30 protein-coding genes are annotated in these 24,366 nt (G+C 42.1%); 29 read left to right on the forward strand and 1 reads right to left on the reverse strand.

The window, feature by feature from the left end; genetic code table 11:
- Positions 1–257: 257 nt before the first annotated feature.
- The 21 genes from rpsU to K1I71_RS07910 all read left to right on the forward strand — a co-directional run bounded on the left by rpsU (position 258) and on the right by K1I71_RS07910 (position 16,114).
- A complete protein-coding gene (rpsU, locus tag K1I71_RS07810) occupies positions 258–434 on the forward strand; it encodes a 30S ribosomal protein S21 (RefSeq protein WP_000048054.1) in 177 nt (58 codons plus the stop codon).
- Positions 435–563: 129 nt separating this feature from the next.
- On the forward strand, positions 564–1,499 hold the full coding sequence (gene hprK / locus K1I71_RS07815; RefSeq protein ID WP_000115157.1) for an HPr(Ser) kinase/phosphatase: 936 nt from the start codon (positions 564–566) through the stop codon (positions 1,497–1,499).
- Positions 1,492–2,280: a prolipoprotein diacylglyceryl transferase gene (lgt, locus tag K1I71_RS07820; protein WP_223330663.1), complete on the forward strand. Its 789-nt coding sequence runs from the start codon at positions 1,492–1,494 to the stop codon at positions 2,278–2,280. Before hprK ends, lgt begins: the two co-directional genes overlap by 8 nt.
- Positions 2,281–2,664 carry a DUF948 domain-containing protein gene (locus K1I71_RS07825; RefSeq protein ID WP_049551989.1) on the forward strand — a complete coding sequence of 128 codons (384 nt, stop codon included), beginning with the start codon at positions 2,281–2,283 and terminating at the stop codon, positions 2,662–2,664.
- 15 nt (positions 2,665–2,679) lie between these two features.
- The gene (locus tag K1I71_RS07830) at positions 2,680–3,069 is read left to right on the forward strand and encodes a YtxH domain-containing protein (protein ID WP_049551988.1); all 390 of its coding nucleotides are present in this window, start codon (positions 2,680–2,682) and stop codon (positions 3,067–3,069) included.
- Between the two features lie 83 nt (positions 3,070–3,152).
- Entirely contained in the window at positions 3,153–4,283 is a 1,131-nt protein-coding gene (hemW, locus tag K1I71_RS07835; RefSeq protein ID WP_223330664.1) for a radical SAM family heme chaperone HemW, read from the forward strand.
- 4 nt (positions 4,284–4,287) lie between these two features.
- Positions 4,288–5,025, forward strand: a complete 738-nt coding sequence (locus K1I71_RS07840; RefSeq protein ID WP_124787274.1) for an acyl-[acyl-carrier-protein] thioesterase — start codon at positions 4,288–4,290, stop codon at positions 5,023–5,025.
- Positions 5,026–5,035: 10 nt separating this feature from the next.
- Positions 5,036–5,809: a TIGR01457 family HAD-type hydrolase gene (locus K1I71_RS07845; protein WP_124787275.1), complete on the forward strand. Its 774-nt coding sequence runs from the start codon at positions 5,036–5,038 to the stop codon at positions 5,807–5,809.
- The gene (locus tag K1I71_RS07850) at positions 5,799–6,416 is read left to right on the forward strand and encodes a TIGR01906 family membrane protein (RefSeq protein ID WP_124787276.1); all 618 of its coding nucleotides are present in this window, start codon (positions 5,799–5,801) and stop codon (positions 6,414–6,416) included. The genes K1I71_RS07845 and K1I71_RS07850 overlap by 11 nt, the downstream gene beginning before the upstream one ends.
- A 208-nt stretch (positions 6,417–6,624) precedes the next feature.
- The gene (locus K1I71_RS07855; protein WP_000631259.1) at positions 6,625–7,026 is read left to right on the forward strand and encodes a Spx/MgsR family RNA polymerase-binding regulatory protein; all 402 of its coding nucleotides are present in this window, start codon (positions 6,625–6,627) and stop codon (positions 7,024–7,026) included.
- Complete coding sequence (locus tag K1I71_RS07860) at positions 7,026–7,304, forward strand: UPF0223 family protein (protein WP_124787277.1); 279 nt, start codon at positions 7,026–7,028, stop codon at positions 7,302–7,304. Before K1I71_RS07855 ends, K1I71_RS07860 begins: the two co-directional genes overlap by 1 nt.
- A complete protein-coding gene (locus K1I71_RS07865) occupies positions 7,294–8,067 on the forward strand; it encodes an inositol monophosphatase family protein (RefSeq protein WP_223330665.1) in 774 nt (257 codons plus the stop codon). Before K1I71_RS07860 ends, K1I71_RS07865 begins: the two co-directional genes overlap by 11 nt.
- The gene (locus K1I71_RS07870) at positions 8,068–9,372 is read left to right on the forward strand and encodes an RsmB/NOP family class I SAM-dependent RNA methyltransferase (RefSeq protein ID WP_223330666.1); all 1,305 of its coding nucleotides are present in this window, start codon (positions 8,068–8,070) and stop codon (positions 9,370–9,372) included.
- Positions 9,373–9,699: 327 nt separating this feature from the next.
- Complete coding sequence (locus K1I71_RS07875; protein WP_000746329.1) at positions 9,700–10,578, forward strand: phosphate ABC transporter substrate-binding protein PstS family protein; 879 nt, start codon at positions 9,700–9,702, stop codon at positions 10,576–10,578.
- Positions 10,578–11,495, forward strand: coding sequence for a phosphate ABC transporter permease subunit PstC (gene pstC, locus K1I71_RS07880; protein WP_001070903.1), 918 nt, complete (start codon positions 10,578–10,580; stop codon positions 11,493–11,495). Before K1I71_RS07875 ends, pstC begins: the two co-directional genes overlap by 1 nt.
- On the forward strand, positions 11,485–12,369 hold the full coding sequence (gene pstA, locus K1I71_RS07885; protein WP_000543046.1) for a phosphate ABC transporter permease PstA: 885 nt from the start codon (positions 11,485–11,487) through the stop codon (positions 12,367–12,369). Before pstC ends, pstA begins: the two co-directional genes overlap by 11 nt.
- A 10-nt stretch (positions 12,370–12,379) precedes the next feature.
- Entirely contained in the window at positions 12,380–13,183 is an 804-nt protein-coding gene (pstB, locus tag K1I71_RS07890) for a phosphate ABC transporter ATP-binding protein PstB (RefSeq protein WP_124787281.1), read from the forward strand.
- 12 nt (positions 13,184–13,195) lie between these two features.
- Positions 13,196–13,954, forward strand: a complete 759-nt coding sequence (gene pstB, locus K1I71_RS07895; RefSeq protein WP_124787282.1) for a phosphate ABC transporter ATP-binding protein PstB — start codon at positions 13,196–13,198, stop codon at positions 13,952–13,954.
- Between the two features lie 11 nt (positions 13,955–13,965).
- On the forward strand, positions 13,966–14,619 hold the full coding sequence (gene phoU, locus K1I71_RS07900) for a phosphate signaling complex protein PhoU (RefSeq protein ID WP_000946458.1): 654 nt from the start codon (positions 13,966–13,968) through the stop codon (positions 14,617–14,619).
- Between the two features lie 91 nt (positions 14,620–14,710).
- Positions 14,711–15,178 (forward strand): NUDIX hydrolase, encoded by a 468-nt coding sequence (locus K1I71_RS07905; protein WP_001106783.1) that lies wholly within the window; start codon positions 14,711–14,713, stop codon positions 15,176–15,178.
- Between the two features lie 120 nt (positions 15,179–15,298).
- On the forward strand, positions 15,299–16,114 hold the full coding sequence (locus K1I71_RS07910; protein ID WP_223330667.1) for an ABC transporter substrate-binding protein: 816 nt from the start codon (positions 15,299–15,301) through the stop codon (positions 16,112–16,114).
- Positions 16,115–16,132: 18 nt separating this feature from the next.
- On the opposite strand, the gene K1I71_RS07915 is transcribed toward K1I71_RS07910, so the two are convergent.
- Positions 16,133–17,404, reverse strand: coding sequence for an aminotransferase-like domain-containing protein (locus K1I71_RS07915; protein ID WP_223330668.1), 1,272 nt, complete (start codon positions 17,402–17,404; stop codon positions 16,133–16,135).
- 141 nt (positions 17,405–17,545) lie between these two features.
- Here K1I71_RS07915 and budA point away from each other — a divergent pair, with 141 nt between their 5' ends.
- The 8 genes from budA to K1I71_RS07955 all read left to right on the forward strand — a co-directional run bounded on the left by budA (position 17,546) and on the right by K1I71_RS07955 (position 24,358).
- A complete protein-coding gene (budA, locus tag K1I71_RS07920) occupies positions 17,546–18,277 on the forward strand; it encodes an acetolactate decarboxylase (protein ID WP_000360298.1) in 732 nt (243 codons plus the stop codon).
- Positions 18,278–18,286: 9 nt separating this feature from the next.
- Positions 18,287–19,039: a YhfC family intramembrane metalloprotease gene (locus K1I71_RS07925; RefSeq protein WP_223330669.1), complete on the forward strand. Its 753-nt coding sequence runs from the start codon at positions 18,287–18,289 to the stop codon at positions 19,037–19,039.
- A 111-nt stretch (positions 19,040–19,150) separates the two neighbouring features.
- Entirely contained in the window at positions 19,151–20,056 is a 906-nt protein-coding gene (gene murB / locus K1I71_RS07930) for a UDP-N-acetylmuramate dehydrogenase (protein WP_223330670.1), read from the forward strand.
- Positions 20,057–20,215: 159 nt separating this feature from the next.
- The gene (locus K1I71_RS07935) at positions 20,216–21,373 is read left to right on the forward strand and encodes an ABC transporter ATP-binding protein (protein WP_000742895.1); all 1,158 of its coding nucleotides are present in this window, start codon (positions 20,216–20,218) and stop codon (positions 21,371–21,373) included.
- Positions 21,354–22,160, forward strand: a complete 807-nt coding sequence (locus tag K1I71_RS07940) for an ABC transporter permease (RefSeq protein WP_223330671.1) — start codon at positions 21,354–21,356, stop codon at positions 22,158–22,160. Before K1I71_RS07935 ends, K1I71_RS07940 begins: the two co-directional genes overlap by 20 nt.
- A complete protein-coding gene (locus K1I71_RS07945; protein WP_223330672.1) occupies positions 22,157–22,930 on the forward strand; it encodes an ABC transporter permease in 774 nt (257 codons plus the stop codon). The genes K1I71_RS07940 and K1I71_RS07945 overlap by 4 nt, the downstream gene beginning before the upstream one ends.
- The gene (locus K1I71_RS07950) at positions 22,927–23,997 is read left to right on the forward strand and encodes an ABC transporter substrate-binding protein (RefSeq protein ID WP_050240977.1); all 1,071 of its coding nucleotides are present in this window, start codon (positions 22,927–22,929) and stop codon (positions 23,995–23,997) included. Before K1I71_RS07945 ends, K1I71_RS07950 begins: the two co-directional genes overlap by 4 nt.
- A gap of 151 nt (positions 23,998–24,148) precedes the next feature.
- Positions 24,149–24,358: a hypothetical protein gene (locus K1I71_RS07955; protein WP_223330673.1), complete on the forward strand. Its 210-nt coding sequence runs from the start codon at positions 24,149–24,151 to the stop codon at positions 24,356–24,358.
- The last annotated feature ends 8 nt before the right edge of the window (positions 24,359–24,366 follow it).

Genomic DNA, 24,366 nt, shown 5'->3' on the forward strand with positions numbered 1-24,366 from the left:
TAATAACCTCATCTTATGATAAGGCTATTATCTCATATTTTGGTGTCCATTGGATAGGTTTTTAGAGGTGCCCTAATTTTTGCTAATCAATATGTGCCACTATTATATCATTTCCATCTATAAATGTTAATCAATTTTAACAAGATTAAATAAGATTAAAATTGAAGATAATATAAGTTTATGGCAGTTTTTTCTTGACAATTATTCCTTTTACGTGTAAAATAGAATAGATATTGAACTTGAAGGGAGTGAAAAAAATGTCTAAAACAGTAGTACGTAAGAATGAATCTCTTGACGACGCACTTCGTCGTTTCAAACGTGCGGTTACTAAAGCTGGTACTCTTCAAGAAACACGCAAACGTGAATTCTATGAAAAACCTTCTGTAAAACGTAAACGTAAATCAGAAGCAGCTCGTAAACGTAAAAAATTCTAATTAGAAATGAAAGGCTAGAGAAATCTAGTCTTTTTCTTTTAAATAAATACTACAAAGCCTGCAAAAATCTCAAATATCCTCCTACAATTTGATATAATAGAGAGAAGAACTCATTTGAAGGAGGAAATGATGTCGGTTTTAGTAAAAGAAGTGATTGAAAAGCTCAGACTAGACATTGTCTATGGCGAACCAGAATTACTTGAAAAGGAAATCAATACCGCGGACATTACGCGACCTGGTCTTGAAATGACGGGCTATTTTGACTATTATACGCCTGAGCGAATCCAGCTCTTGGGAATGAAGGAGTGGTCCTATCTCGTTTCGATGTCCTCTCATAACCGTTACCAAGTCTTGAAAAAAATGTTTCTACCTGAGACACCTGCGGTTATTGTTGCCCGTGGTTTGGTGGTTCCAGAGGAGATGCTAAAGGCAGCCAGAGAATGTAAGATTGCTATTTTAACTAGCCGTACGGCAACCAGTCGTTTATCTGGAGAGTTATCTAGTTATCTGGATTCACGTTTAGCAGAACGGACCAGTGTGCACGGGGTCTTGATGGATATCTATGGAATGGGTGTCTTGATTCAGGGCGATAGTGGCATCGGTAAGAGTGAGACAGGTCTAGAGCTTGTCAAACGTGGCCACCGCTTGGTAGCTGATGACCGGGTCGATATTTTTGCCAAGGATGAGATTACTCTTTGGGGTGAACCAGCTGAAATCTTGAGACACCTGATTGAAATTCGTGGGGTTGGGATTATCGATGTTATGAGCCTCTACGGTGCGAGTGCGGTCAAGGATTCTTCACAAGTCCAGCTGGCTGTTTACTTGGAAAACTATGATACACATAAGACCTTTGATCGTCTAGGAAATAATGCAGAGGAACTTGAAATTTCTGGCGTATCCATTCCTCGTATCCGTATCCCAGTTAAAACAGGTCGTAATATTTCTGTCGTGATTGAGGCAGCTGCCATGAATTATCGTGCCAAGGAAATGGGCTTTGATGCGACACGTTTGTTCGAAGAACGCTTGACAAATCTCATTGCTCAAAACGAGGTGCCTAATGCTTGATCCAATTGCTATTCATCTAGGCCCTCTAGCCATTCGTTGGTATGCCTTGTGTATTGTGACAGGCTTGATTCTTGCAGTTTATTTGACCATGAAAGAAGCGCCTAGAAAGAAGATCATACCAGACGATATTTTAGATTTCATCTTGATAGCCTTTCCCTTGGCTATTTTAGGAGCTCGTCTCTACTATGTCATTTTCCGTTTTGATTACTATAGTCAGAATTTGGGAGAGATTTTTGCCATTTGGAATGGTGGTTTGGCCATTTACGGTGGTTTGATAACTGGTGCCCTTGTACTTTATATCTTTGCTGATCGTAAACTCATCAATACTTGGGATTTTCTAGATATTGCGGCACCTAGCGTCATGATTGCCCAAAGTTTGGGTCGCTGGGGCAATTTCTTTAACCAAGAAGCTTATGGTGCAGCAGTGGATAATCTGGATTATCTACCTGGCTTTATCCGTGACCAGATGTATATTGAAGGGAGCTACCGTCAGCCGACCTTCCTTTATGAGTCTCTTTGGAATCTACTTGGATTTGCCTTGATTTTGATTGCCAGACGAAAATGGAAGAGCCTCAGACGAGGTCATATCACTGCCTTCTACTTGATTTGGTATGGTTTAGGTCGTATGGTCATCGAAGGCATGCGGACAGATAGCCTCATGTTCTTTGGCCTTCGAGTGTCCCAATGGCTATCAGTTGTCCTTATAGGACTGGGTATTTTTATCATTCTATATCAAAATCGAAAGAAGGCCCCTTACTATATTTCAGAGGAGGAAAACTAAATGTTAGAAGTTGCATATATTCTTGTAGCCCTTGCTTTGATTGTCTTTTTAGTGTATCTAATCATTACTGTACAAAAGCTTGGACGTGTGATCGATGAAACAGAGAAGACGATTAAAACCTTAACTTCAGATGTGGATGTGACCTTGCATCATACCAATGAATTGCTGTCTAAGGTCAATGTCTTGGCAGATGATATCAATGTCAAGGTGGCAACGATTGATCCACTCTTTAGTGCAGTTGCAGATTTATCTCTATCTGTTTCAGACCTCAATGACCATGCGCGTGTCTTGAGCAAGAAAGCTTCATCAGCTGGTTCAAAAACCATTAAGACTGGTGCAAGTTTGTCAGCTCTTCGTCTTGCAAGTAAATTTTTCAAAAAATAAAAAAGGAGAATTCTTATGGGTAAACTATCCTCAATCCTTTTAGGAACCGTTTCAGGTGCAGCTCTTGCCTTGTTTTTAACAAGCGACAAGGGCAAACAAGTTTGCAGTCAGGCTCAAGATTTTCTAGATGATTTGAAAGAAGATCCTGAGTATGCCAAGGAGCAGGTCTGTGAAAAACTGACAGAAGTCAAGGAGCAGGCTACAGATTTTGTTCTTAAAACCAAAGAACAGGTTGAGTCAGGTGAAATCACTGTGAACAGTGTCCTTGCTCAAGCCAAATCATGTGCTCGTCAAGCGACAGAAGCATCAAAAGATCGATTCAATAATCTCAAGGAGCAATGGCAAGAAAAGGCCGAAACTCTTGATGAATCAGAAGAGATTGTTATTGACATAACAGAAGAATAAACCATCACCATCTCTGGACGGACTATGTATCTGGGGATGGTGATTTTTTTCTCGTAGCCTGTCTTTGTGGTATAATAAGTACTATGCAGAAAAAACCAACGTCAGCCTATGTGCACATCCCGTTTTGTACCCAGATTTGTTATTACTGTGACTTTTCCAAAGTTTTTATCAAGAATCAGCCGGTAGATAGTTATTTGGAACATCTGTTAGAAGAGTTTCAATCTTATGATATCCGAAAGTTACGAACCCTCTACATTGGAGGTGGGACGCCAACGGCTTTGTCAGCACCGCAATTAGAGGTGCTCTTAAATGGCTTGACTAAAAATCTAGATTTGTCAGTCTTGGAAGAGTTGACCATTGAGGCCAACCCAGGCGATTTGGATGCAGATAAGATAGCTGTTTTGAAAAACTCGGCTGTCAATCGTGTTTCGCTAGGTGTGCAAACTTTTGATAACAAAATGCTGAAAAAGATTGGGCGCAGTCATTTGGAGAAGGACATTTATGAAAATATCGACCGCCTGAAACTGGCTGGTTTTGACAATATCTCTATTGACTTGATTTATGCACTGCCTGGTCAGACTATGGAGCAAGTTAAGGACAATGTGGCTAAGGCCATTGGGCTGGATATTCCCCATATGAGTTTGTATAGTTTGATTTTAGAAAACCATACGGTCTTTATGAACCGTATGCGACGAGGAAAATTGCCTCTGCCTAAGGAGGAACTGGAAGCGGAGATGTTTGAGTACATCATCGCAGAGCTGGAGCGAGCAGGTTTTGAGCATTATGAGATTTCCAATTTCTCAAAGCCTGGTTTTGAAAGTCGCCACAATCTCATGTACTGGGACAACGCTGAATACTATGGCATCGGTGCTGGGGCATCTGGTTATGTCAATGGTGTCCGCTATAAAAATCATGGTCCGATTCGTCATTATCTCAGTGCTGTTGAGGAAGGTAATGCTCGCATCACAGAAGAGCACTTGAGTCAAAAGGAGCAGATGGAAGAAGAAATGTTCTTGGGCCTCCGCAAGAAATCAGGAGTCTCCATGGCGCGATTTGAGGAAAAATTTGGACGGTCCTTCGATGGACTTTATGGAGAAATTGTCAGAGATTTGGTTCAACAAGGTCTCATGCAAATAGACGGTGATCGCGTGCGCATGACAAAAAGAGGTCTCTTTTTAGGAGACACTGTAGCAGAACGATTTATTTTGGAGTAGGATGATGGGCTTAACTTATCAAATGAATATGAAAATTCCTTTTGATATGGCTGATATGAACGGTCATATCAAGCTTCCAGATGTGATTTTGCTATCCCTGCAAGTTTCAGGGATGCAGTCTATTGAGTTGGGGGTTAGTGATAAGACTATTTTGGAAGAGCATAATCTGGTCTGGATTATCACAGATTATGATATTGAGGTGGTTCGTTTGCCTCGTTTTGCAGAGGAAATCACTATCGAAACGGAAGCCCTGAGCTATAATCGACTTTTTTGCTACCGTCGCTTTACCATTTATGATGAAGCGGGGCAGGAGCTCATTCACATGATGGCGACCTTTGTTCTCATGGACCGAGATAGTCGAAAAGTCCATGCTGTCGAACCTGAGATTGTGGCTCCTTACCAGTCTGATTTTGATAAAAAGCTCATCCGTGGACCAAAGTATGAGTCCTTGAACGAGCCAGTCAGCAAGGATTACCATGTTCGTTTTTACGACTTGGATATGAATGGTCATGTCAATAACAGTAAGTATCTGGATTGGATTTTTGAGGTCATGGGAGCGGATTTTTTGACCCAATATATTCCCAAGAAAATCAATCTCAAGTATGTCAAGGAAGTTCGACCAGGTGGGGTGATTACATCGGCTGTTGAACGGACTGGACTGGAAAGCAAGCATGAGATCACAAGCGACGGGGCTACCAATGCCCAAGCTATCATCACTTGGCAAGAAATAAAAAAGGATTAGGAAGAAATAGATGAAATATAAAGGCTATTTAATTGATTTAGACGGAACCATTTATAAGGGGAAGGATCGAATTCCAGCAGGAGAGGCTTTTGTCCATGAATTGAAAAAGCGGGACATTCCTTATCTTTTTGTGACCAACAATACAACCCGCACTCCTGAGAGTGTTCAGCAGATGTTGGCTCAGAATTTTAATATCGATACAGCTCTATCGACTGTTTACACAGCAACTTTGGCGACTATCGATTATATGAATGATTTGGGGCTTGAAAAGACCGTCTATGTCATCGGAGAAGCAGGACTCAAAGATGCCATTAAGGCGGCGGGCTATGTCGAAGACAAGGAGAATCCTGCCTATGTAGTAGTAGGCCTGGACTGGCAAGTCGACTATGAAAAATTTGCGACAGCAACTCTTGCGATTCAAAAGGGAGCTCACTTTATCGGAACCAATCCTGACCTCAATATCCCGACAGAACGGGGTCTTTTGCCAGGTGCTGGTTCACTGATTACGCTTCTTGAAGTAGCAACACGAGTGAAGCCTGTTTATATCGGGAAACCAAATGCTATTATTATGGACAAGGCGGTTGAGCACTTAGGTTTGGAACGTGAAGAGTTAATCATGGTTGGGGATAATTACTTGACTGATATTCGAGCAGGAATTGACAATAGCATTCCAACGCTCTTGGTGACGACAGGTTTTACCAAGGCAGAAGAAGTAGCAGACCTGCCAATCGCACCGACTCATGTAGTTTCTAGCCTTGCGGAGTGGAACTTTGATGAAAACTAAATTGATCTTTTGGAGCTCTATGTTCTTTCTCCTCTCCCTCTCAATCCTTCTGACTATCTATCTGGCTTGGATCTTTTATCCTATGGAAATTCAGTGGTTGAACTTAACAAATCGAGTCTATCTAAAACCGGAAACCATTCAGTACAACTTTCATATCTTGATGAATTACCTGACCAACCCTTTTAGTCAGGTCTTGCAGATGCCTGATTTTCGTTCGTCAGCAGCTGGGCTACACCATTTTGCGGTGGTCAAAAACCTCTTTCACTTGGTTCAGCTAGTAGCCTTAGTGACACTGCCAAGTTTCTATTTCTTTATCAAAGGAATTGTGAAAAAGGGATTCTTGTCTCTCTATCGTAAAAATTTTCTGGCTTTAGTTGTCTTGCCTGTATTGATTGGTCTTGGGGGAGTTTTGATTGGTTTTGACCAATTCTTTACTCTTTTCCATCAAATTCTCTTTGTGGGAGATGATACCTGGCTTTTTGACCCAGCTAAGGATCCAGTGATTCTGATTTTGCCAGAGACCTTCTTCCTTCATGCCTTCCTCCTCTTTTTCACCCTCTATGAAAGCTTCTTTGGTTTTCTGTACCTGAAAAGTCGTAGGAAGTAAAACGAAAGACGTTTTTAATTTGTATATATAAAAAATCATATAATTTAAAACCATCGTTAAGAGTGAATTAACTAAATCCAGAATATATCAATCGTTCGCAAACAGTCTATTTTTCTTGAAAAATAGGCTTTTTTTAAAAAATCGCTAGTCAAGCGCTTTATTTTTGTGTATAATAGAAATAGCAAAGTATAGATAAGAAGAGAAAAGCATGATTACACTATTTCTATCACCGAGCTGTACATCATGTCGTAAGGCTAAGGCCTGGTTAGAAAAACATAAGGTTCCCTTTGTGGAACACAATATTATGACCAGTCCTTTAACAAGAAAAGAATTGCAACACATCCTTTCCTTGACCGAAAATGGTACTGATGACATCATTTCAACTCGTTCAAAAATTTTTCAAAAATTGAATATTGATGTAGAGAGTATTTCGGTATCGGAATTGCTTCATTTGATTGAGCAGTATCCTAGTCTTTTGCGTCGTCCAATTATTATCGATGCTAAACGCATGCAAATCGGTTTTAATGAAGATGAGATTCGTGCTTTTCTCCCTCGTAGTTATCGTAAGCAAGAACTAAAAGAAGCAAGAATGAGAGCTGGTATTAGTTAATGAACAAACAGTATAGTTACCCACTAGATTTGTCGTGGAGCACTGAAGAACTTGCTTCAGTGCTTTCTTTTTTTAATGATGTTGAAGCTGCCTATGAGGGCAAGGTAGAGGCTAAAAAGTTACTGGAATCCTATAAGGAATTCAAAGCGGTCGTGCCAAGCAAGAGCGAAGAAAAACGTTTGGGCCGAGAATTTGAAACAGTTAGTGGCTATTCGCTTTATCGAGCAGTTCAGACTGCCAAGGAAAAAGGGGAAGGGAAGATTTCTCTTGGAAAGTAAATTTGAATTTGCTAAAGAGCTTATTAAGAGAGCGGGCCAGTACATCCTTGACCACATGCAGGAAGACTTGTGTGTTGAGACCAAGTCCTCTCCAACAGATTTGGTGACCAGACTGGACAAGGAAGTTCAGGAACTCTTGGTTGGTGAGATTTTATCCCGTTATCCTGAGGATAAGATTTGTGCTGAAGAAGGTTGTCTGCGAGCCTCGGTTCAAGAGGGCAGGGTTTGGGTTATTGATCCCATTGATGGGACCAATAACTTTGTAGCCCAGCAGGAAGATTTTGCTGTTATGATGGCTTATTTTGAGAATGGTCAAGGTCAGTTTGGTCTCATTTATGATGTGGTCAAAGGGGATTGTTACCACGGTGGCGGAGCCTTTCCAGTTTGTCTAAATGATAAGCCTCTAGCTCCTTTTAAACCAAAACCACTTGGAGATTTCCTTATTGCAGGGAATAGTGGCATGCTGGAAACCAATGAATGGGGCTTGGCTGATTTGAGTCGAGCGGTCCTCGGTGTTCGTGTCTATGGGAGTGCGGCCATTAGTTTTGCCAAGATTTTGTCAGGGCGTTTGTTGACCTATGTCACTTATCTGCAACCATGGGATTATGCTGCCGCTAATATTTTAGGGGAAAGTCTGGGCTATCGGGTGGTGACCCTTTCTGGTGAAACTCCTAATTTTCAAACCAGACAGCCGGTCATGATGCTACCTCTTGAGATGCAGGAGGAAATTCAGTCCTATATTTACGAAAGGAAAAGAACTTAAATGCAATTTCCAGAAGGATTTGTTGAAAAATATGAAGAGATACTAGGAGATGAGGCAAGAGATTTTCTTGCCTCTTTTGAGGAGGAAGCGGTTTCGGCTTTTCGGATCAATCCTTTAAAAGAAGCGCCAGTTTCCTTTTCTGATGCCATTCCTCAAACTCCTTGGGGCCACTACGGGAAGGTGTCTGGGAAATCGCCTGAGCATGCTACTGGTTTAGTTTATTCGCAAGAACCTGCTGCCCAGATGGTGGCTCAGGTAGCCCAGCCCAGTCATGGGATGAAGGTTCTGGATTTGGCCGCTGCACCGGGTGGAAAATCAACTCAGCTGGCAGCCTATCTAGCAGGTGAAGGTATCCTGGTTTCCAATGAAATTTCAAGCAAACGGGCTAAGATTTTAGTAGAAAACATGGAGCGCTTTGGAGCGACAAATGTCGTGGTGACCAATGAATCTGCTGACCGCTTAGCTAAGGTCTTTAAAGGTTATTTTGACCTCATTGTCCTTGATGCCCCTTGCTCTGGTGAAGGGATGTTTCGTAAGCAACCAGATGCTATGGACTATTGGAATTTAGATTATCCGAGTCAATGCGCTAACTTGCAAAGAGAAATTCTGGAAGATGCAGTAACCATGTTAGCTGAAGGTGGTCGTCTGGTTTATTCGACCTGTACCTGGGCTCCTGAGGAAAATGAAGAGATTGTCAATTGGTTGCTGGAGGAGTATAATTTTGATTTGTTGCCAGTAGAGCATATCAATGGAATGGTAGCTGGTATTGACTTGCCAGAAACAGCTCGGATGTACCCTCATCAGTTTAAGGGAGAGGGTCAGTTTGTCGCCCATTTGCAATTTAAAGGTGAAAATCTAGCACCAAAATGTAAGGCAAGTAAGAGCAATCTCAGCCGAGAACAAGTTGTCTTGTGGCAGGAATTTGCCCAAAAACACTTGAAGATCAATCTAAGGGGAATCTTGCAGACTTTTGGGGACCAACTCTATCTTTTGCCAGAACTCTTGCCAGATTTAGAGAAACTCAAGATTGCTCGGAATGGCCTGCATCTGGGTACCTTTAAGAAGAAACGCTTTGAGCCTAGTTTTGCTCTTGGTCTAGCCTTGAAACCGAGTCAGGTCAAGCAGTCAGTTGAAATTGACCAAGAAGCGTTTGTAAAGTATGTGGCTGGAGAAACTGTTCAATTGGCGGAAAGTCTGCCAAATGGTTGGTACCAAGTTTTGGTTAAAGGAAATGGCTTGGGCTTTGCTAAGGTGACGGGAAATGTTTTGAAAAATTATTTTCCAAAAGGCCTCAGATTCAAGTGAAAATGCTAGTCAAAGTAGCTTGTCTATGTTATAGTGGAAGTATGGATTTTTTTCAAATTGTCTTTCATTTTAAGTCAAAATTGGTGGAGATGGTAACTAAGCAAATTTCTAGTTAAACCAAGCTAATACTCTTCGAAAATCAAATTCAAACCGCGTCAACGTCGCCTTGCCGTACTCAAGTACAGCCTGCGGCTAGTTTCCTAGTTTGCTCTTTGATTTTCATTGAGTATAAGAACTTTAGTTGGCTCCCAATTTTAAAAAAGAAAAACATAAATAAATAGTTGAAAAAATTCACAGCATTCACCATTATTTTCAAGGAGAAAAACAATGAAAAAAAGGAAAAAACTCGCTCTATCCCTCGCAGCTCTTTTGCTCGCAGGTTCTTTGGCGGGATGTGCTAGCTGGATTGATCGTGGAGAATCCATGACAGCTGTTGGCTCAACGGCTCTTCAGCCCTTGGTCGAAGCAGCAGCAGATGAATTTGGCTCTATGCACGTTGGAAAAACAGTCAACGTTCAAGGTGGAGGATCTGGTACAGGTTTGTCTCAGGTTCAGTCTGGAGCCGTTGATGTAGGAAATTCAGACGTATTTGCCGAGGAAAAAGACGGTATCAACGCATCCGCTCTAGTGGATCATAAGGTAGCCGTAGCGGGCTTGGCGGTAATTGTAAACAAGGAAGTTGATGTTGAAAATCTGACAACTGAACAACTCCGTAGCATCTTCACAGGTCAAGTGACCAACTGGAAAGAAGTCGGTGGGAAAGACCTAGCCATTTCCATTATCAACCGCGCGGCAAGTTCAGGTTCACGTGCAACCTTTGATAGTGTTATCATGGATGGTCAATCTGCCGTGCAGAGTCAAGAACAGGATTCAAATGGGATGGTTAAAAACATTGTTTCTCAGACACCAGGAGCCATTTCTTACCTAGCCTTTGCCTATGTGGATGACTCGGTTAAACGCATGAAGTTGAATGGCTATGAGCCGATTGCAGAAAATGTTACAACCAATAACTGGCCTTTGTGGTCTTATGAACACATGTATACCCTAGGTCAACCAAATGAATTGGTGGCAGAATTTCTCAACTTTGTCCTCTCTGATGAAGCGCAAAGTGGAATCGTTAAGGGAATGGGCTATATTTCTGTCAAGGAAATGAAGGTTGAAAAAGATGCTGTCGGAACGGTGACAGCACTAGAAGGGAGTCAATAATGAATCAAGAAGAATTAGCTAAAAAATTGCTTTCTCCCTCAAAGAACTCTCGTCTAGAGAAACTAGGGAAAGGCTTGACCTTTGCCTGTCTGTCTTTGATTGTCATCATTGTGGCTATGATTTTGATTTTCGTAGCCCAAAAAGGTTTGTCGACTTTCTTTGTCAATGGGGTCAACATCTTTGATTTCCTATTTGGCCAAACTTGGAATCCTTCAGGTAAACAATTTGGTGCCCTTCCTATGATTTTGGGTTCCTTTATTGTCACAATCCTATCAGCCCTTATCGCAACTCCTTTTGCCATTGGTGCGGCAGTATTTATGACAGAGGTCTCACCAAAAGGTGCTAGAATCTTGCAACCAGCTATTGAATTACTTGTCGGGATTCCTTCAGTCGTATATGGATTTATCGGTTTGCAGGTCGTAGTTCCCTTTGTCCGCAGTGTCTTTGGTGGAACTGGTTTTGGGATTTTGTCAGGGATTTTCGTTCTCTTTGTCATGATTTTACCGACGGTAACCTTTATGACAACGGATAGCTTGCGTGCGGTGCCTCGTCACTACCGCGAAGCTAGTTTGGCTATGGGAGCTACTCGTTGGCAAACCATCTGGCGTGTGACTTTGAAGGCAGCGCGTTCAGGGATTTTTACAGCAGTGGTCTTTGGGATGGCGCGTGCCTTTGGTGAGGCTTTGGCTATTCAGATGGTAGTTGGAAACTCAGCCGTTGTCCCAACTTCATTGACAACACCTGCTGCGACCTTGACCTCTGTCTTGACCATGGGTATCGGAAATACCGTTATGGGAACCGTTGACAATAACGTTCTCTGGTCTTTGGCTTTAGTCTTACTCTTGATGAGTTTGGCCTTCAACAGTGTGATTAAATTGATTACGAAAGAAAGAGGAAAGAAAAACTATGCACGCTAAGAAATTAGATAAAATTGCAACAGCTGTCCTCTACTCGATTGCAGGAATTATTGTTGCCATCTTGGCATCCTTGATTCTTTATATCTTGGTTCGTGGTTTGCCCCACATCTCTTGGTCTTTCTTGACCGGCAAATCATCTTCCTACCAAGCAGGTGGAGGGATTGGAATTCAGCTCTATAATTCCTTCTTCCTTTTGGTCATCACCTTGATTATCTCTGTTCCTTTATCTATGGGGGCTGGGATTTTCCTAGCTGAATATGCCAAAAAAGGTCCTGTGACCAATTTTGTCAGAACCTGTATTGAAATCTTGTCTTCATTGCCATCAGTGGTTGTAGGTCTCTTTGGTTACTTGATCTTTGTAGTTCAGTTTGAGTATGGATTTTCAATTATTTCAGGTGCCTTGGCCTTGACGGTCTTTAACCTTCCTCAGATGACTCGAAATGTTGAGGACAGTTTGAAACATGTTCACCATACGCAGCGTGAAGCTGGTCTGGCCCTTGGGATTTCTCGTTGGGAGACTGTGGTCCATGTGGTCATTCCAGAAGCCCTTCCAGGTATTGTAACGGGGGTTGTCTTGGCCTCTGGTCGTATCTTTGGTGAGGCGGCTGCTCTTATCTATACAGCAGGACAATCCGCTCCAGCCTTAGACTGGTCTAACTGGAATATTCTCAGTGTGACCAGCCCAATCTCTATTTTCCGTCAAGCAGAAACCTTGGCTGTCCACATCTGGAAAGTCAACAGTGAAGGTACTATTCCAGATGGCACCATCGTATCAGCAGGTTCTGCAGCCGTGCTCCTCATCTTTATCCTCATCTTTAACTTTGGGGCCCGCAAACTCGGAAGCTACCTACATAAGAAATTAACCGCTGCCTAAAGGAGAAGCCATGTCAAAATATAATTGGGATGAAAAGCATATCATCACCTTTCCTGAAGAGAAAGTGGCCCTCTCTACTAAGGATTTACATGTTTACTACGGTAAAAAAGAATCCATCAAGGGCATCGATATGCAATTTGAAAAAAATAAAATTACAGCCTTAATTGGCCCATCTGGATCAGGGAAATCAACCTACCTCCGCAGCCTCAACCGTATGAATGATACCATTGATATTGCCAAGGTCACAGGTCAAATTCTCTATCAAGGGATTGATGTCAACCGTCCAGAAATCAACGTCTATGAGATGCGTAAGCACATTGGAATGGTCTTCCAACGCCCAAATCCCTTTGCCAAGTCTATCTATCGCAACATCACTTTTGCCCATGAACGTGCAGGTGTTAAGGGCAAGCAAGTCTTGGATGAAATTGTGGAAACCTCTCTTCGTCAGGCTGCCCTTTGGGATCAGGTCAAAGATGATTTGCACAAGTCAGCCTTGACCCTATCAGGTGGTCAGCAGCAACGTCTCTGTATTGCTCGTGCTATTTCGGTTAAACCAGATATTCTCTTGATGGATGAGCCGGCGTCAGCCTTGGATCCGATTGCAACAGCCCAGCTGGAAGAAACCATGTTGGAATTGAAGAAAGACTTTACCATCATCATCGTGACCCACAGTATGCAGCAGGCTGCGCGTGCTAGTGACTACACAGGATTTTTCTACTTGGGTGACTTGATTGAGTATGATAAGACGTCTAATATTTTCCAAAATGCCAAACTACAGTCAACCAATGACTACGTAACAGGACACTTTGGATAGAAAGGAAACAGTATGACAGAAGCGATTTTACAGGTGTCAGACCTGTCCGTTTACTACAATCAAAAGAAGGCCTTGAATAGTGTTTCCCTATCTTTCCAACCTAAGGAAATTACAGCCTTGATCGGTCCATCTGGATCAGGGAAGTCAACTCTCCTCAAGGCCATCAACCGCATGGGGGATCTTAATCCAGAGGTGACCACAACTGGTTCGGTGGTTTACAATGGTCACAACATCTACAGTCCGCGTACAGATACAGTTGAATTGCGGAAGGAAATCGGTATGGTTTTCCAACAACCGAACCCTTTCCCTATGTCTATCTACGAAAATGTTGTTTACGGGCTTCGTATCAATGGAGTTAAGGACAAGCAGGTTCTGGATGAAGCAGTAGAAAAAGCCTTGCAACGAGCTTCCATCTGGGATGAGGTCAAGGATCGCCTACATGATTCAGCTATCGGGCTTTCAGGTGGACAACAGCAACGTGTCTGTGTTGCCCGTGTCTTGGCAACCAGTCCTAAAATCATTCTTTTGGATGAACCGACTTCAGCCTTGGATCCTATCTCGGCTGGTAAGATTGAGGAAACCTTGTATGGTTTAAAAGATAAATACACTATGCTCTTGGTTACGCGTTCCATGCAACAAGCCTCTCGTATCTCTGACAAGACAGGATTTTTCCTAGATGGAGATCTGATCGAGTTTAACGATACCAAGAAGATGTTCCTCACCCCACAACACAAGGAAACAGAAGATTATATTTCAGGAAAATTTGGATAAGGAGATAAATGATGTTACGTTCTCAATTTGAAGAAGATTTAGAGAAATTGCACAACCAGTTCTATGCTATGGGACAAGAAGTGCTATCTCAAATCAATCGTACAGTGCGTGCCTTTGTCACGCATGACCGTGATTTGGCCAAAGAAGTCATCGAAGACGATGCAGAAGTAAACGAATACGAAGTGAAATTGGAGAAGAAATCATTTGAAATGATTGCCCTCCAGCAGCCAGTTTCTCAAGACTTGCGTACCGTTCTAACCGTCTTGAAAGCTGTATCTGACTTGGAACGTATGGGTGACCATGCCGTTTCTATTGCTAAAGCGGCAATTCGTATGAAGGGGGAGCAACGTATCCCAGCTGTTGAAGAAGAAATCAAGAGAATGGGTCGCGATGTCAAGAACTTCGTCGAAGCAGCCCTTGAACTCTATCTCAATGGTTCAGTGGACCAGGCCTATGAAGTAGCAGCCATGGACGAAAAAATCAACCATTACTTTGATAGCATTCGTGACTTGGCTACAGAAGAAATTAAGAAAAATCCAGATGCCATCGTTACAGGTCGTGATTACTTCCAAGTGATTGCTTTCTTGGAACGTATCGGAGACTATGCCAAAAATATCTGTGAATGGGTTGTTTACTTTGAAACAGGTAAGATTGTCGAACTATAAAGTATTCAAAGGATAAAATTATTGTGAAAGCTTACTTTTTAATACAGTAAGCTTTCATTGTATAGATAGTTTACTTTGTCAGAGGTGAATAATGAACTACATACAGAATATCAGAAAAAAAGTTGGAAAAGATAAAATTATTTTAAATTTTACCTGTGGAATATTAAGTCAATCAGGAAAAATTTTATTACAAAAACGAGCAGATAAAGGAACGTGGGGATTACCAGGTGGTGCTCTTGAATTAGGAGAATCGGCTTTAGAAGCTTTAGTGCGAGAGTTTTATGAAGAAACAGGAGTCGAAGTGAGGGTGGAAAAACTCTTAAATGTTTATACAAAATATTCAGACAGTTATCCGAATGGTGATGAGGCTCAAGTTCTTACAATCTTGTATTTAGTTTCATCTGAAACTTCTATCTCTACAAATTTTTTTACAAGTGATGAAACTTTAGAATTAGGATTTTTTGATCATAGTGACATACAAAATATTGCAATTGTAAACCAGCAGCATCAAGATATGATAAATGATTTTTTTGAAAATAAGTTCCCAATAGATAGATAAACTAACCACTGTATTTCTATTTTTTAGTAAATATATTTTATGAAAATGTAAGAAAAATACTTGACAAGCAACTTGGATAGCGTTATAATTATACAAAATTAACAGAGAGGTTGTTTATTTATGAAATCGAAAAAATGGATATTTGTTTTATGTAGCTTTCTTGCAAGTTTCTTCTTAGTGGCTTGCCAGTCGGGTTCTAATGGTTCTCAGTCAGCTGTTGAGGCCATTAAGCAAAAGGGGAAATTAGTTGTGGCGACTAGTCCTGACTATGCACCTTTTGAATTCCAATCCTTAGTTGACGGGAAAAATCAGGTAGTCGGTGCGGACATTGATATGGCCCAAGCTATCGCTGATGAACTTGGGGTGAAGTTGGAAATTTCAAGCATGAGTTTTGACAATGTTTTGACCAGTCTTCAAACTGGTAAGGCTGACCTAGCTGTCGCAGGAATTAGCGCTACTGATGAGAGAAAAGAAGTCTTTGATTTTTCAATCCCTTACTATGAAAACAAGATTAGTTTCTTGGTTCGTAAGTCTGATGTAGAAAAATACAAGGATTTAACTAGCCTTGAAAGTGCTAATATTGCAGCCCAAAAAGGGACTGTTCCAGAAGCTATGGTCAAGGAACAATTGCCAAAAGCTCAATTAACTTCCCTAACCAATATGGGTGAAGCTGTTAATGAATTACAGGCTGGAAAAGTAGATGCTGTTCACATGGATGAGCCTGTTGCGCTTAGCTATGCTGCTAAAAATGCCGACTTAGCTGTCGCAACTGTCAGCTTGAAGATGAAGGACGGCGAAGCTAATGCAGTTGCCCTTAGAAAAAATAGTACTGATTTGAAAGAAGTGGTGGACAAGGTCATCCAAAAACTCAAGGATGAAGGAACTTACCAAAGCTATCTTGAAAAAGCGGCAAGCCTAACAGAAGTTGAACAATAAAAAAAGCAGAGTTGGAAGTTATTCCAATTCTGCTTTTAAATAGTTTAAAACATTTTCTAAATTGTCTAAGGACACTTTGGCAAATTGGTAAGGGCAGGTACCCAAGTAGGCCTCTTCAAAGAAGTCCAAGCCAAGTTGGCTATGTTTGAGACTGGCGATTTTAGGATACTGTCTCAGGTCTAGTAATAAACCATCGTGAAGCGGAAAGTGAGGAAGAGGACAAGGATTTTTAGTTAATCTTTCCTCGATTTGTTTTTGGTAAGCTTCCTGATTGGACAAGCGAGCCAGACGATTTTTCTCAAACAGTTGACTGTCGATATAGAGTGACAGGGCCTTTTGCATGATGAGGTTGCTGTCGTAGTCTAGGATATTTTTGTAGGCCACAAAGGCTTTTTTGATAGCATTTGGTAGAATGAGTGCCGTAATCCGCAGAGCAGGAAAGAGGCTGGTTGAGAAGGACTTGATGTAAATGACCCGCTCCTCTGTATCCAGATAGTGGAAGGTCTGGCCCTTCTTGGAATCCAAATCACCCAGATAATCGTCCTCTACGATATAGACACCATACTTGGCAGCTAAGTCAAGAATAGCCCGTTTGTCCTGCTCAGAATAGGAATGCCCCAGAGGATAGTGAAAGCGAGGAATGGTGTAGAAAAACTTGATCTTTCCTGTCTTGAAGTGTCGCTCCAGCTCCTCCAAGTCAATTCCATCAATGCCTCGTTCAATCGTTTGATAGTCCAGACCCTGAGCAATCAAGAGGCGATTCATCCGATGGTAGGTCGGCTGTTCCACCAAGATTTCCTTGGCTTGACTAGGAAAGGAAATTTGAGAGAGGATAAAAAGGGCTTGTTGGGTTCCAGAAGTCAGTACCAGTTGGTCAGCCTTGCAGTAGAGGGCTTGATCAAAGAGGAGTTTGTGAATGGACTGTCTTAGGTCTTCTAATCCTTCTTGGTTGTCATAGTAGTTGAAAAGGTAGTTTTCTCGGCCAATCAAGGTTTCATTGACACAGAGTCGGAAATCGTCATAGGCGCTGGCATGTTCGCCTGTAACCTCGATTTCTAGGTCCTGGTGTTGCCCTTGTTCTAGGACATAGTAGCCACTCTGGGGCTTGGAATAGAGGTATTGTTCGTGCCGTAATTCCAGCAGGGCTCGTTGGACAGTATCCTTGCTACAGTGAAAGTCAAGGCTCAGTTGACGAATAGAAGGTAGGCGGCTACCCGTCGGAAATCGTCCAGACTCGATACCGTTTTTCAGATAGGAAACGACCTCTTGGTACTTGCTTTGTTTCTTCATTCCAGACCTCCCTTGATTTTGTTACATTGTACCCTTTTTTTTCCTTCTTGGCAATGTCTAAAGTGTTTCTCTCGTTCACATCTAGGGGCAAATGTGGTATACTTAGGAGTAACATTTATAGAATAACAGACAAGAAAGTGAATGGATAAGAACGTGCAGGAACCAGTGAAATTATTTCAATACAATACCCTTGGAGCCTTGATGGCTGGCCTTTATGGTGGTACCATGACAGTGGGAGAATTGCTAGAGCATGGTGACCTTGGTTTGGGAACCTTGGATTCTATTGATGGGGAATTGATTGTTTTGGATGGTAAGGCTTATCAGGCCAAAGGGTCTGGAGACCAGCCAGAGATTGTGGAAGTGTCACCAGATGCCCTTATTCCTTATGCAGCAGTAGTACCGCATCAGGCAGAGGTCATTTTCCGTCAGCGCTTTGAGATGACAGACAAGGAATTGGAAGAACGAATCGAGTCATATTATGATGGGGAAAATCTTTTCCGCTCAATTAAGATTCGTGGCGAATTTTCACATATGCATGTGCGCATGATTCCCAAGTCGACACCAGATACCAAGTTTGCTGAGGTCGCAACCCATCAGCCTGAATATAGTCGCGACAATGTGGCGGGGACCATTGTTGGTTTCTGGACGCCAGAGATTTTCCATGGGGTCAGTGTGGCAGGCTACCATCTGCACTTCATTTCAGATGATTTGACCTTCGGTGGTCATGTCATGGATTTTGTCATCAAGGAAGGTATTATCGAGGTGGGAGCTGTTGACCAATTGGATCAACGTTTCCCAGTCCAAGATCGTCAATACTTGTTTGCTAAGTTCAATGTTGACGAGATGAAAAAAGATATTGAAAAGGCGGAATAGGAGAAGAAAATGACCATTCATATTATCATTACCATGGTGTTGTTGCTGGCTTTCTTGCTAGGAAGCATTTGGTATGCCAAAAAGAAATACCAGATTAATCTAGCTGTCTTGGGCTTGGGGGCTGTTGCTTTCTTTGTCTCTTCACAGATTTTAGAAAAACTGGTGCATATCTTGGTTTTGCATCCTCAAAAAGACGGTAGTATTGCCCTCATGCAAGACCATCCGCTTGTCTATATCATCTATGGCCTAGCTATGGCAGCATTTTTTGAGGAAACAGCTCGCCTTGTTTTCTTCAAATGGTTGGAGAAAAAGAGAAGTTTGGAAAAGGCAGATGCCTTGGCTTATGGATTGGGGCATGGTGGCTTGGAGTTGATTTTCCTGGGTCTTACTAGTTTGTTTAATCTCTACATCGTTCTCTCAGCAGTTCAAACGCAAAATCCACAGATTATGCAATTGCTGTCTGAAAATATGTTGAAAACTATTCAGTCGCTATCAGTCTGGCAGATTTATTTGCTTGGTTTTGAGAGAATCTTGGCGCTAGGTTTCCAATTACTCTTGACTGTTTGGGTTTACCAAGCTGTTCGCCAGAAGAAATGGATTTATCTCCTAGTGGCCTATGGACTACATGCCTTCTTTGACCTGGCACCATCTCTAGCTCAAGTTGGCTGGTTGACCAATCCAGTCTTGGTGGAAGTTGTCCTAGCACTTGAACTTGTTCTGGTTGCTTATGGAACAAAGGCCATCTTTTGCAAAAAATCATAAAAAGAGGGGAAACCTCTTTTTTTGTTTAAAATAAGCCCAAGATTTTTTTAGGGTCGTCAAATGGTCTTAAAAATGGTATAATGGAATGAATTTTGTAAAAGGAAGAGTGTCATGTCAGTAAAAGAAAAAATGCTTGAAATCTTAGAAGGGATTGATATCCGTTTCAAGGAACCCTTGCATACTTATAGTTATACAAAAGTAGGTGGAGAGGCTGATTATCTGGTCTTTCCACGAAATCGTTTTGAGTTGGCTCGCGTTGTCAAATTTGCCAATCAAGAAAATATCCCTTGGATGGTTCTTGGAAATGCTAGCAACATCATCGTTCGTGATGGTGGAATTCGTGGATTTGTCATCTTGTGTGACAATCTCAATAATGTTTCCGTTGATGGCTATACCATCGAAGCAGAAGCTGGTGCCAACTTGATTGAAACAACTCGTATTGCCCTTCGTCATAGTTTGACTGGTTTTGAATTTGCTTGTGGCATTCCAGGGAGCGTTGGCGGTGCTGTCTTTATGAATGCCGGTGCCTATGGTGGTGAGATTGCCCACATCTTGCAGTCTTGTAAGGTCTTGACCAAGAATGGAGAAATCGAGACCCTGTCTGCCAAAGATTTGGCTTTTGGTTACCGCCATTCAGCAATTCAGGAGTCTGGTGCAATTGTCTTGTCAGCTAAATTTTCCCTTGCTCCAGGAAACCATCAGGTTATCAAGCAAGAAATGGATCGCTTGACGCATCTACGTGAACTCAAGCAACCTTTAGAATATCCATCTTGTGGTTCGGTCTTTAAGCGTCCAGTAGGGCATTTTGCAGGTCAATTAATTTCAGAAGCTGGTTTGAAAGGCTATCGTATTGGTGGAGTAGAAGTCTCAGAAAAACACGCAGGTTTTATGATCAATGTCGCTGATGGAACGGCTAAAGACTACGAGGACTTGATTGAGTCTGTGATTGAAAAAGTCAAGGAACACTCTGGCGTTACTCTTGAGAGAGAGGTCCGTATTTTAGGTGAAAGCAAGTAGGAAGTTTTAGCTGAAAAGCTGCTGCTATGTCATGGAAAGGGGGTGAAAGCCTATCGTCAGTGCAGAAGAATGTAGGCAGTTCAATCTCCTACACGAGGTAGTAGCGGCCTGACAGAGCCCTGATCTGTTAATCTATGAAAAAGAAGGAATAAATGACAATTGAAAAAACCAATTATTGAATTCAAAAACGTCTCTAAAGTTTTTGAAGACAGCAACACCAAGGTTCTCAAAGACATCAACTTTGAGTTGGAAGAGGGGAAATTTTATACCCTTCTAGGCGCATCTGGGTCAGGGAAATCAACTATCCTTAACATCATTGCAGGTTTACTGGATGCGACGACAGGAGATATTTTGCTGGATGGTGTCCGTATCAATGACATCCCAACCAACAAGCGAGACGTCCATACGGTCTTCCAATCCTATGCCTTGTTTCCACATATGAATGTGTTTGAAAATGTTGCCTTTCCACTCCGCTTGCGTAAAATTGACAAGAAAGAAATCGAGAAACGCGTAGCGGAAGTTCTCAAGATGGTTCAGTTGGAAGGTTATGAAAAACGTTCCATTCGTAAACTCTCTGGAGGACAACGTCAGCGTGTGGCTATTGCCCGTGCCATCATCAACCAACCCCGTGTGGTTTTGTTGGATGAGCCTTTGTCAGCGCTGGACTTGAAATTAAGAACAGACATGCAGTATGAGTTGCGTGAACTGCAACAACGCTTGGGCATTACCTTTGTCTTTGTCACTCACGATCAGGAAGAAGCCCTGGCCATGAGTGACTGGATTTTTGTCATGAATGATGGCGAGATTGTCCAGTCTGGAACACCAGTAGATATCTACGATGAGCCGATTAACCATTTTGTTGCCACCTTTATCGGCGAGTCAAACATCTTGCCAGGTACCATGATTGAGGACTACTTGGTTGAGTTTAATGGCAAACGCTTCGAAGCGGTCGATGGTGGGATGAAGCCAAATGAACCTGTTGAGGTCGTGATTCGTCCAGAAGACTTGCGCATTACCCTTCCTGAAGAAGGCAAGCTCCAAGTTAAGGTCGATACCCAGCTCTTCCGTGGGGTTCACTATGAAATTATCGCCTATGACGAACTTGGGAATGAATGGATGATCCACTCAACCCGTAAGGCCATCGTGGGTGAGGAAATCGGTCTGGACTTTGAACCAGAAGACATCCATATCATGCGTCTCAACGAAACTGAAGAAGAGTTCGATGCTCGTATCGAAGAATACGTAGAAATTGAAGAGCAAGAAGCAGGTCTGATCAATGCAATCGAGGAGGAAAGAGATGAAGAAAACAAGCTCTAAACTCTTTGTAGTGCCCTACATGCTTTGGATTGCCCTCTTTGTCCTGGCACCCTTGGTCTTGATTTTCGGACAATCCTTTTTCAACATCAAAGGCCAGTTCAGTTTAGAAAATTATAAATCTTACTTTGCGTCACAAAACTTGACCTACCTCAAAATGAGCTTTAACTCCGTGCTTTATGCAGGAATTGTGACCTTTGTGACCCTCCTTATCAGCTATCCAACAGCCCTCTTTTTGACCCGTCTCAAGCACCGTCAACTCTGGCTCATGCTGATTATCTTGCCTACTTGGATCAATTTGCTCCTCAAAGCTTATGCCTTTATTGGGATTTTTGGTCAAAATGGCTCTATTAACCAATTCCTTGAATTTATCGGAATCGGTTCACAACAGTTGCTCTTTACCGATTTCTCCTTTATTTTTGTCGCAAGCTACATCGAGCTTCCCTTTATGATTTTGCCGATTTTCAATGTCTTGGACGATATGGATAACACTCTCATCAATGCCAGCTACGACCTTGGTGCGACCAAGTGGGAAACCTTCCGTCATGTCATCTTCCCTCTATCTATGAACGGAGTGAGAAGTGGGGTCCAATCGGTCTTTATCCCAAGTTTGAGTCTCTTCATGCTGACCCGTTTGATTGGTGGAAACCGCGTTATCACACTAGGTACAGCCATTGAGCAGAACTTCCTGACCAATGACAACTATGGTATGGGTTCTACCATCGGTGTGATTCTCATCCTGACCATGTTCATCACCATGTGGGTGACCAAGGAAAGGAGAGAACGATGAAAAAATTTGCCAATCTATATCTGGGACTGGTTTTTCTTGTCCTCTACCTGCCGATTTTTTACTTGATTGGTTACGCCTTTAATGCAGGAAACGACATGAATAGCTTTACAGGCTTCAGCCTGAGCCATTTTAAAACTATGTTTGGCGATGGTCGCCTTATGTTAATTGTGACCCAGACCTTTTTCTTGGCCTTCCTGTCAGCCTTGATTGCGACCATTATCGGGATTTTTGGAGCTATTTATATCTACCAGTCTCGTAAGAAATACCAAGAAGCCTTTCTATCACTCAATAATATCCTCATGGTTGCGCCTGATGTTATGATTGGTGCCAGCTTCTTGATTCTCTTTACCCAACTCAAGTTTTCACTTGGCTTTTTGACTGTTCTATCTAGTCACGTAGCCTTCTCCATTCCTATCGTGGTCTTGATGGTCTTACCTCGACTCAAGGAAATGAATGGCGATATGATTCATGCGGCCTATGACCTTGGTGCCAGTCAATTTCAGATGTTCAAGGAAATCATGCTTCCTTACCTGACTCCGTCTATCATTGCAGGTTATTTCATGGCCTTCACCTATTCGCTAGATGACTTTGCCGTGACCTTCTTTGTGACGGGAAATGGCTTTTCAACCCTGTCAGTCGAGATTTACTCTCGTGCTCGCAAGGGGATTTCGCTAGAAATCAATGCCCTGTCTGCCCTTGTCTTTCTCTTTAGTATTATCCTAGTTGTTGGATATTACTTTATCTCACGTGAGAAGGAGGAGCAAGCATGAAAAAACTCTATTCATTTTTAGCAGGAATTGTAGCCATTATCCTGGTCTTGTGGGGAATTGCGACTCATCTCGATAGTAAAATCAATAGCCGAGATAGTCAAAAACTGGTCATTTACAACTGGGGAGACTATATCGATCCTGAACTCTTGGAGCAATTCACAGAAGAAACAGGAATCCAAGTTCAGTACGAGACTTTTGACTCCAACGAAGCCATGTATACCAAGATAAAGCAGGGTGGAACAACCTACGATATTGCCATTCCTAGTGAATACATGATTAACAAGATGAAGGATGAAGACCTCTTGGTACCGCTTGACTATTCAAAACTTGAAGGTCTTGAAAATATCGGACCAGAGTTCCTCAACCAGTCCTTTGACCCGGGTAATAAATTCTCCATTCCTTACTTCTGGGGAACCTTGGGAATTGTCTACAATGAAACCATGGTAGATGAAGCGCCTGAGCATTGGGATGACCTTTGGAAGCCAGAGTATAAAAACTCTATCATGCTCTTTGATGGGGCGCGTGAGGTGCTGGGACTCGGACTCAATTCCCTCGGCTACAGCCTTAACTCCAAGGATTCCCAGCAGTTGGAAGAGACAGTGGATAAGCTCTATAAACTGACTCCAAATATCAAGGCTATCGTTGCCGACGAGATGAAGGGCTACATGATTCAGAACAATGCTGCTATCGGCGTGACCTTCTCTGGTGAAGCCAGCCAAATGCTAGAAAAAAATGAAAATCTACGCTATGTGGTACCGACAGAAGCCAGCAACCTTTGGTTTGACAATATGGTCATTCCCAAAACAGTCAAAAACCAAGATGCAGCCTATGCCTTTATCAACTTTATGTTGAAACCTGAAAATGCTCTTAAAAATGCGGAGTATGTCGGTTATTCAACACCAAACCTACCAGCTAAGGAATTACTCCCAGAGGAGAAAAAAGAAGACAAGGCCTTCTATCCAGACGCTGAAACTATGAAACACCTAGAAGTTTATGAGAAATTTGACCATAAATGGACAGGCAAATATAGCGACCTCTTCCTACAGTTTAAAATGTATCGGAAGTAGAGTTAGCAGTCACGAAACGAATCAGTCAAGCTGGTTCGTTTTTTAAAAAATAAAAGGCAATTTTCGTAACGGTATCTTTTTCTATGATAGTTGCTTATTTTCTTTCCCAGTAGTATACTAAGTTTAACCTTACAGAAAGCGGTAATAAATAATGAAAATATCTACTTTTTTCAAAAAATTTTATTGGCCAGCCTTTTTGACTGTTCAGCAAACTGTTATACTATTCTTTCTAAAGGATGGTTTGGATCGACAATACCTAACAACTGATTCCATACATTTGGTGATAGGGTTCTTTATGGGCACCTCTAAAAACTCCACTCTTATCACAAAAGAAAAAATCAACTGTATGTGTCTCATTTAGTTGGCACA

Source organism: Streptococcus mitis (assembly GCF_019929545.1).
Classification (GTDB): domain Bacteria; phylum Bacillota; class Bacilli; order Lactobacillales; family Streptococcaceae; genus Streptococcus; species Streptococcus mitis_BU.

Bases quoted from the DNA above. Each gene is read 5' to 3' on its own strand.
- K1I71_RS07910 (WP_223330667.1), top strand. From the start codon at position 15,299: ATGAAATCGAAAAAATGGATATTTGTTTTATGTAGCTTTCTTGCAAGT.
- K1I71_RS07950 (WP_050240977.1), top strand. From the start codon at position 22,927: ATGAAAAAACTCTATTCATTTTTAGCAGGAATTGTAGCCATTATCCTG.
- murB (WP_223330670.1), top strand. From the start codon at position 19,151: ATGTCAGTAAAAGAAAAAATGCTTGAAATCTTAGAAGGGATTGATATC.
- K1I71_RS07845 (WP_124787275.1), top strand. From the start codon at position 5,036: ATGAAATATAAAGGCTATTTAATTGATTTAGACGGAACCATTTATAAG.
- phoU (WP_000946458.1), top strand. From the start codon at position 13,966: ATGTTACGTTCTCAATTTGAAGAAGATTTAGAGAAATTGCACAACCAG.
- K1I71_RS07855 (WP_000631259.1), top strand. From the start codon at position 6,625: ATGATTACACTATTTCTATCACCGAGCTGTACATCATGTCGTAAGGCT.
- K1I71_RS07825 (WP_049551989.1), top strand. From the start codon at position 2,281: ATGTTAGAAGTTGCATATATTCTTGTAGCCCTTGCTTTGATTGTCTTT.
- K1I71_RS07925 (WP_223330669.1), top strand. From the start codon at position 18,287: ATGACCATTCATATTATCATTACCATGGTGTTGTTGCTGGCTTTCTTG.
- K1I71_RS07870 (WP_223330666.1), top strand. From the start codon at position 8,068: ATGCAATTTCCAGAAGGATTTGTTGAAAAATATGAAGAGATACTAGGA.
- K1I71_RS07850 (WP_124787276.1), top strand. From the start codon at position 5,799: ATGAAAACTAAATTGATCTTTTGGAGCTCTATGTTCTTTCTCCTCTCC.
- pstB (WP_124787281.1), top strand. From the start codon at position 12,380: ATGTCAAAATATAATTGGGATGAAAAGCATATCATCACCTTTCCTGAA.
- K1I71_RS07945 (WP_223330672.1), top strand. From the start codon at position 22,157: ATGAAAAAATTTGCCAATCTATATCTGGGACTGGTTTTTCTTGTCCTC.
- K1I71_RS07840 (WP_124787274.1), top strand. From the start codon at position 4,288: ATGGGCTTAACTTATCAAATGAATATGAAAATTCCTTTTGATATGGCT.
- K1I71_RS07875 (WP_000746329.1), top strand. From the start codon at position 9,700: ATGAAAAAAAGGAAAAAACTCGCTCTATCCCTCGCAGCTCTTTTGCTC.
- K1I71_RS07915 (WP_223330668.1), bottom strand. From the start codon at position 17,404: ATGAAGAAACAAAGCAAGTACCAAGAGGTCGTTTCCTATCTGAAAAAC.
- pstA (WP_000543046.1), top strand. From the start codon at position 11,485: ATGCACGCTAAGAAATTAGATAAAATTGCAACAGCTGTCCTCTACTCG.
- pstB (WP_124787282.1), top strand. From the start codon at position 13,196: ATGACAGAAGCGATTTTACAGGTGTCAGACCTGTCCGTTTACTACAAT.
- hemW (WP_223330664.1), top strand. From the start codon at position 3,153: ATGCAGAAAAAACCAACGTCAGCCTATGTGCACATCCCGTTTTGTACC.
- K1I71_RS07905 (WP_001106783.1), top strand. From the start codon at position 14,711: ATGAACTACATACAGAATATCAGAAAAAAAGTTGGAAAAGATAAAATT.
- K1I71_RS07940 (WP_223330671.1), top strand. From the start codon at position 21,354: ATGAAGAAAACAAGCTCTAAACTCTTTGTAGTGCCCTACATGCTTTGG.
- pstC (WP_001070903.1), top strand. From the start codon at position 10,578: ATGAATCAAGAAGAATTAGCTAAAAAATTGCTTTCTCCCTCAAAGAAC.
- K1I71_RS07860 (WP_124787277.1), top strand. From the start codon at position 7,026: ATGAACAAACAGTATAGTTACCCACTAGATTTGTCGTGGAGCACTGAA.
- K1I71_RS07955 (WP_223330673.1), top strand. From the start codon at position 24,149: ATGAAAATATCTACTTTTTTCAAAAAATTTTATTGGCCAGCCTTTTTG.
- K1I71_RS07830 (WP_049551988.1), top strand. From the start codon at position 2,680: ATGGGTAAACTATCCTCAATCCTTTTAGGAACCGTTTCAGGTGCAGCT.
- budA (WP_000360298.1), top strand. From the start codon at position 17,546: ATGGATAAGAACGTGCAGGAACCAGTGAAATTATTTCAATACAATACC.
- hprK (WP_000115157.1), top strand. From the start codon at position 564: ATGTCGGTTTTAGTAAAAGAAGTGATTGAAAAGCTCAGACTAGACATT.
- rpsU (WP_000048054.1), top strand. From the start codon at position 258: ATGTCTAAAACAGTAGTACGTAAGAATGAATCTCTTGACGACGCACTT.
- lgt (WP_223330663.1), top strand. From the start codon at position 1,492: ATGCTTGATCCAATTGCTATTCATCTAGGCCCTCTAGCCATTCGTTGG.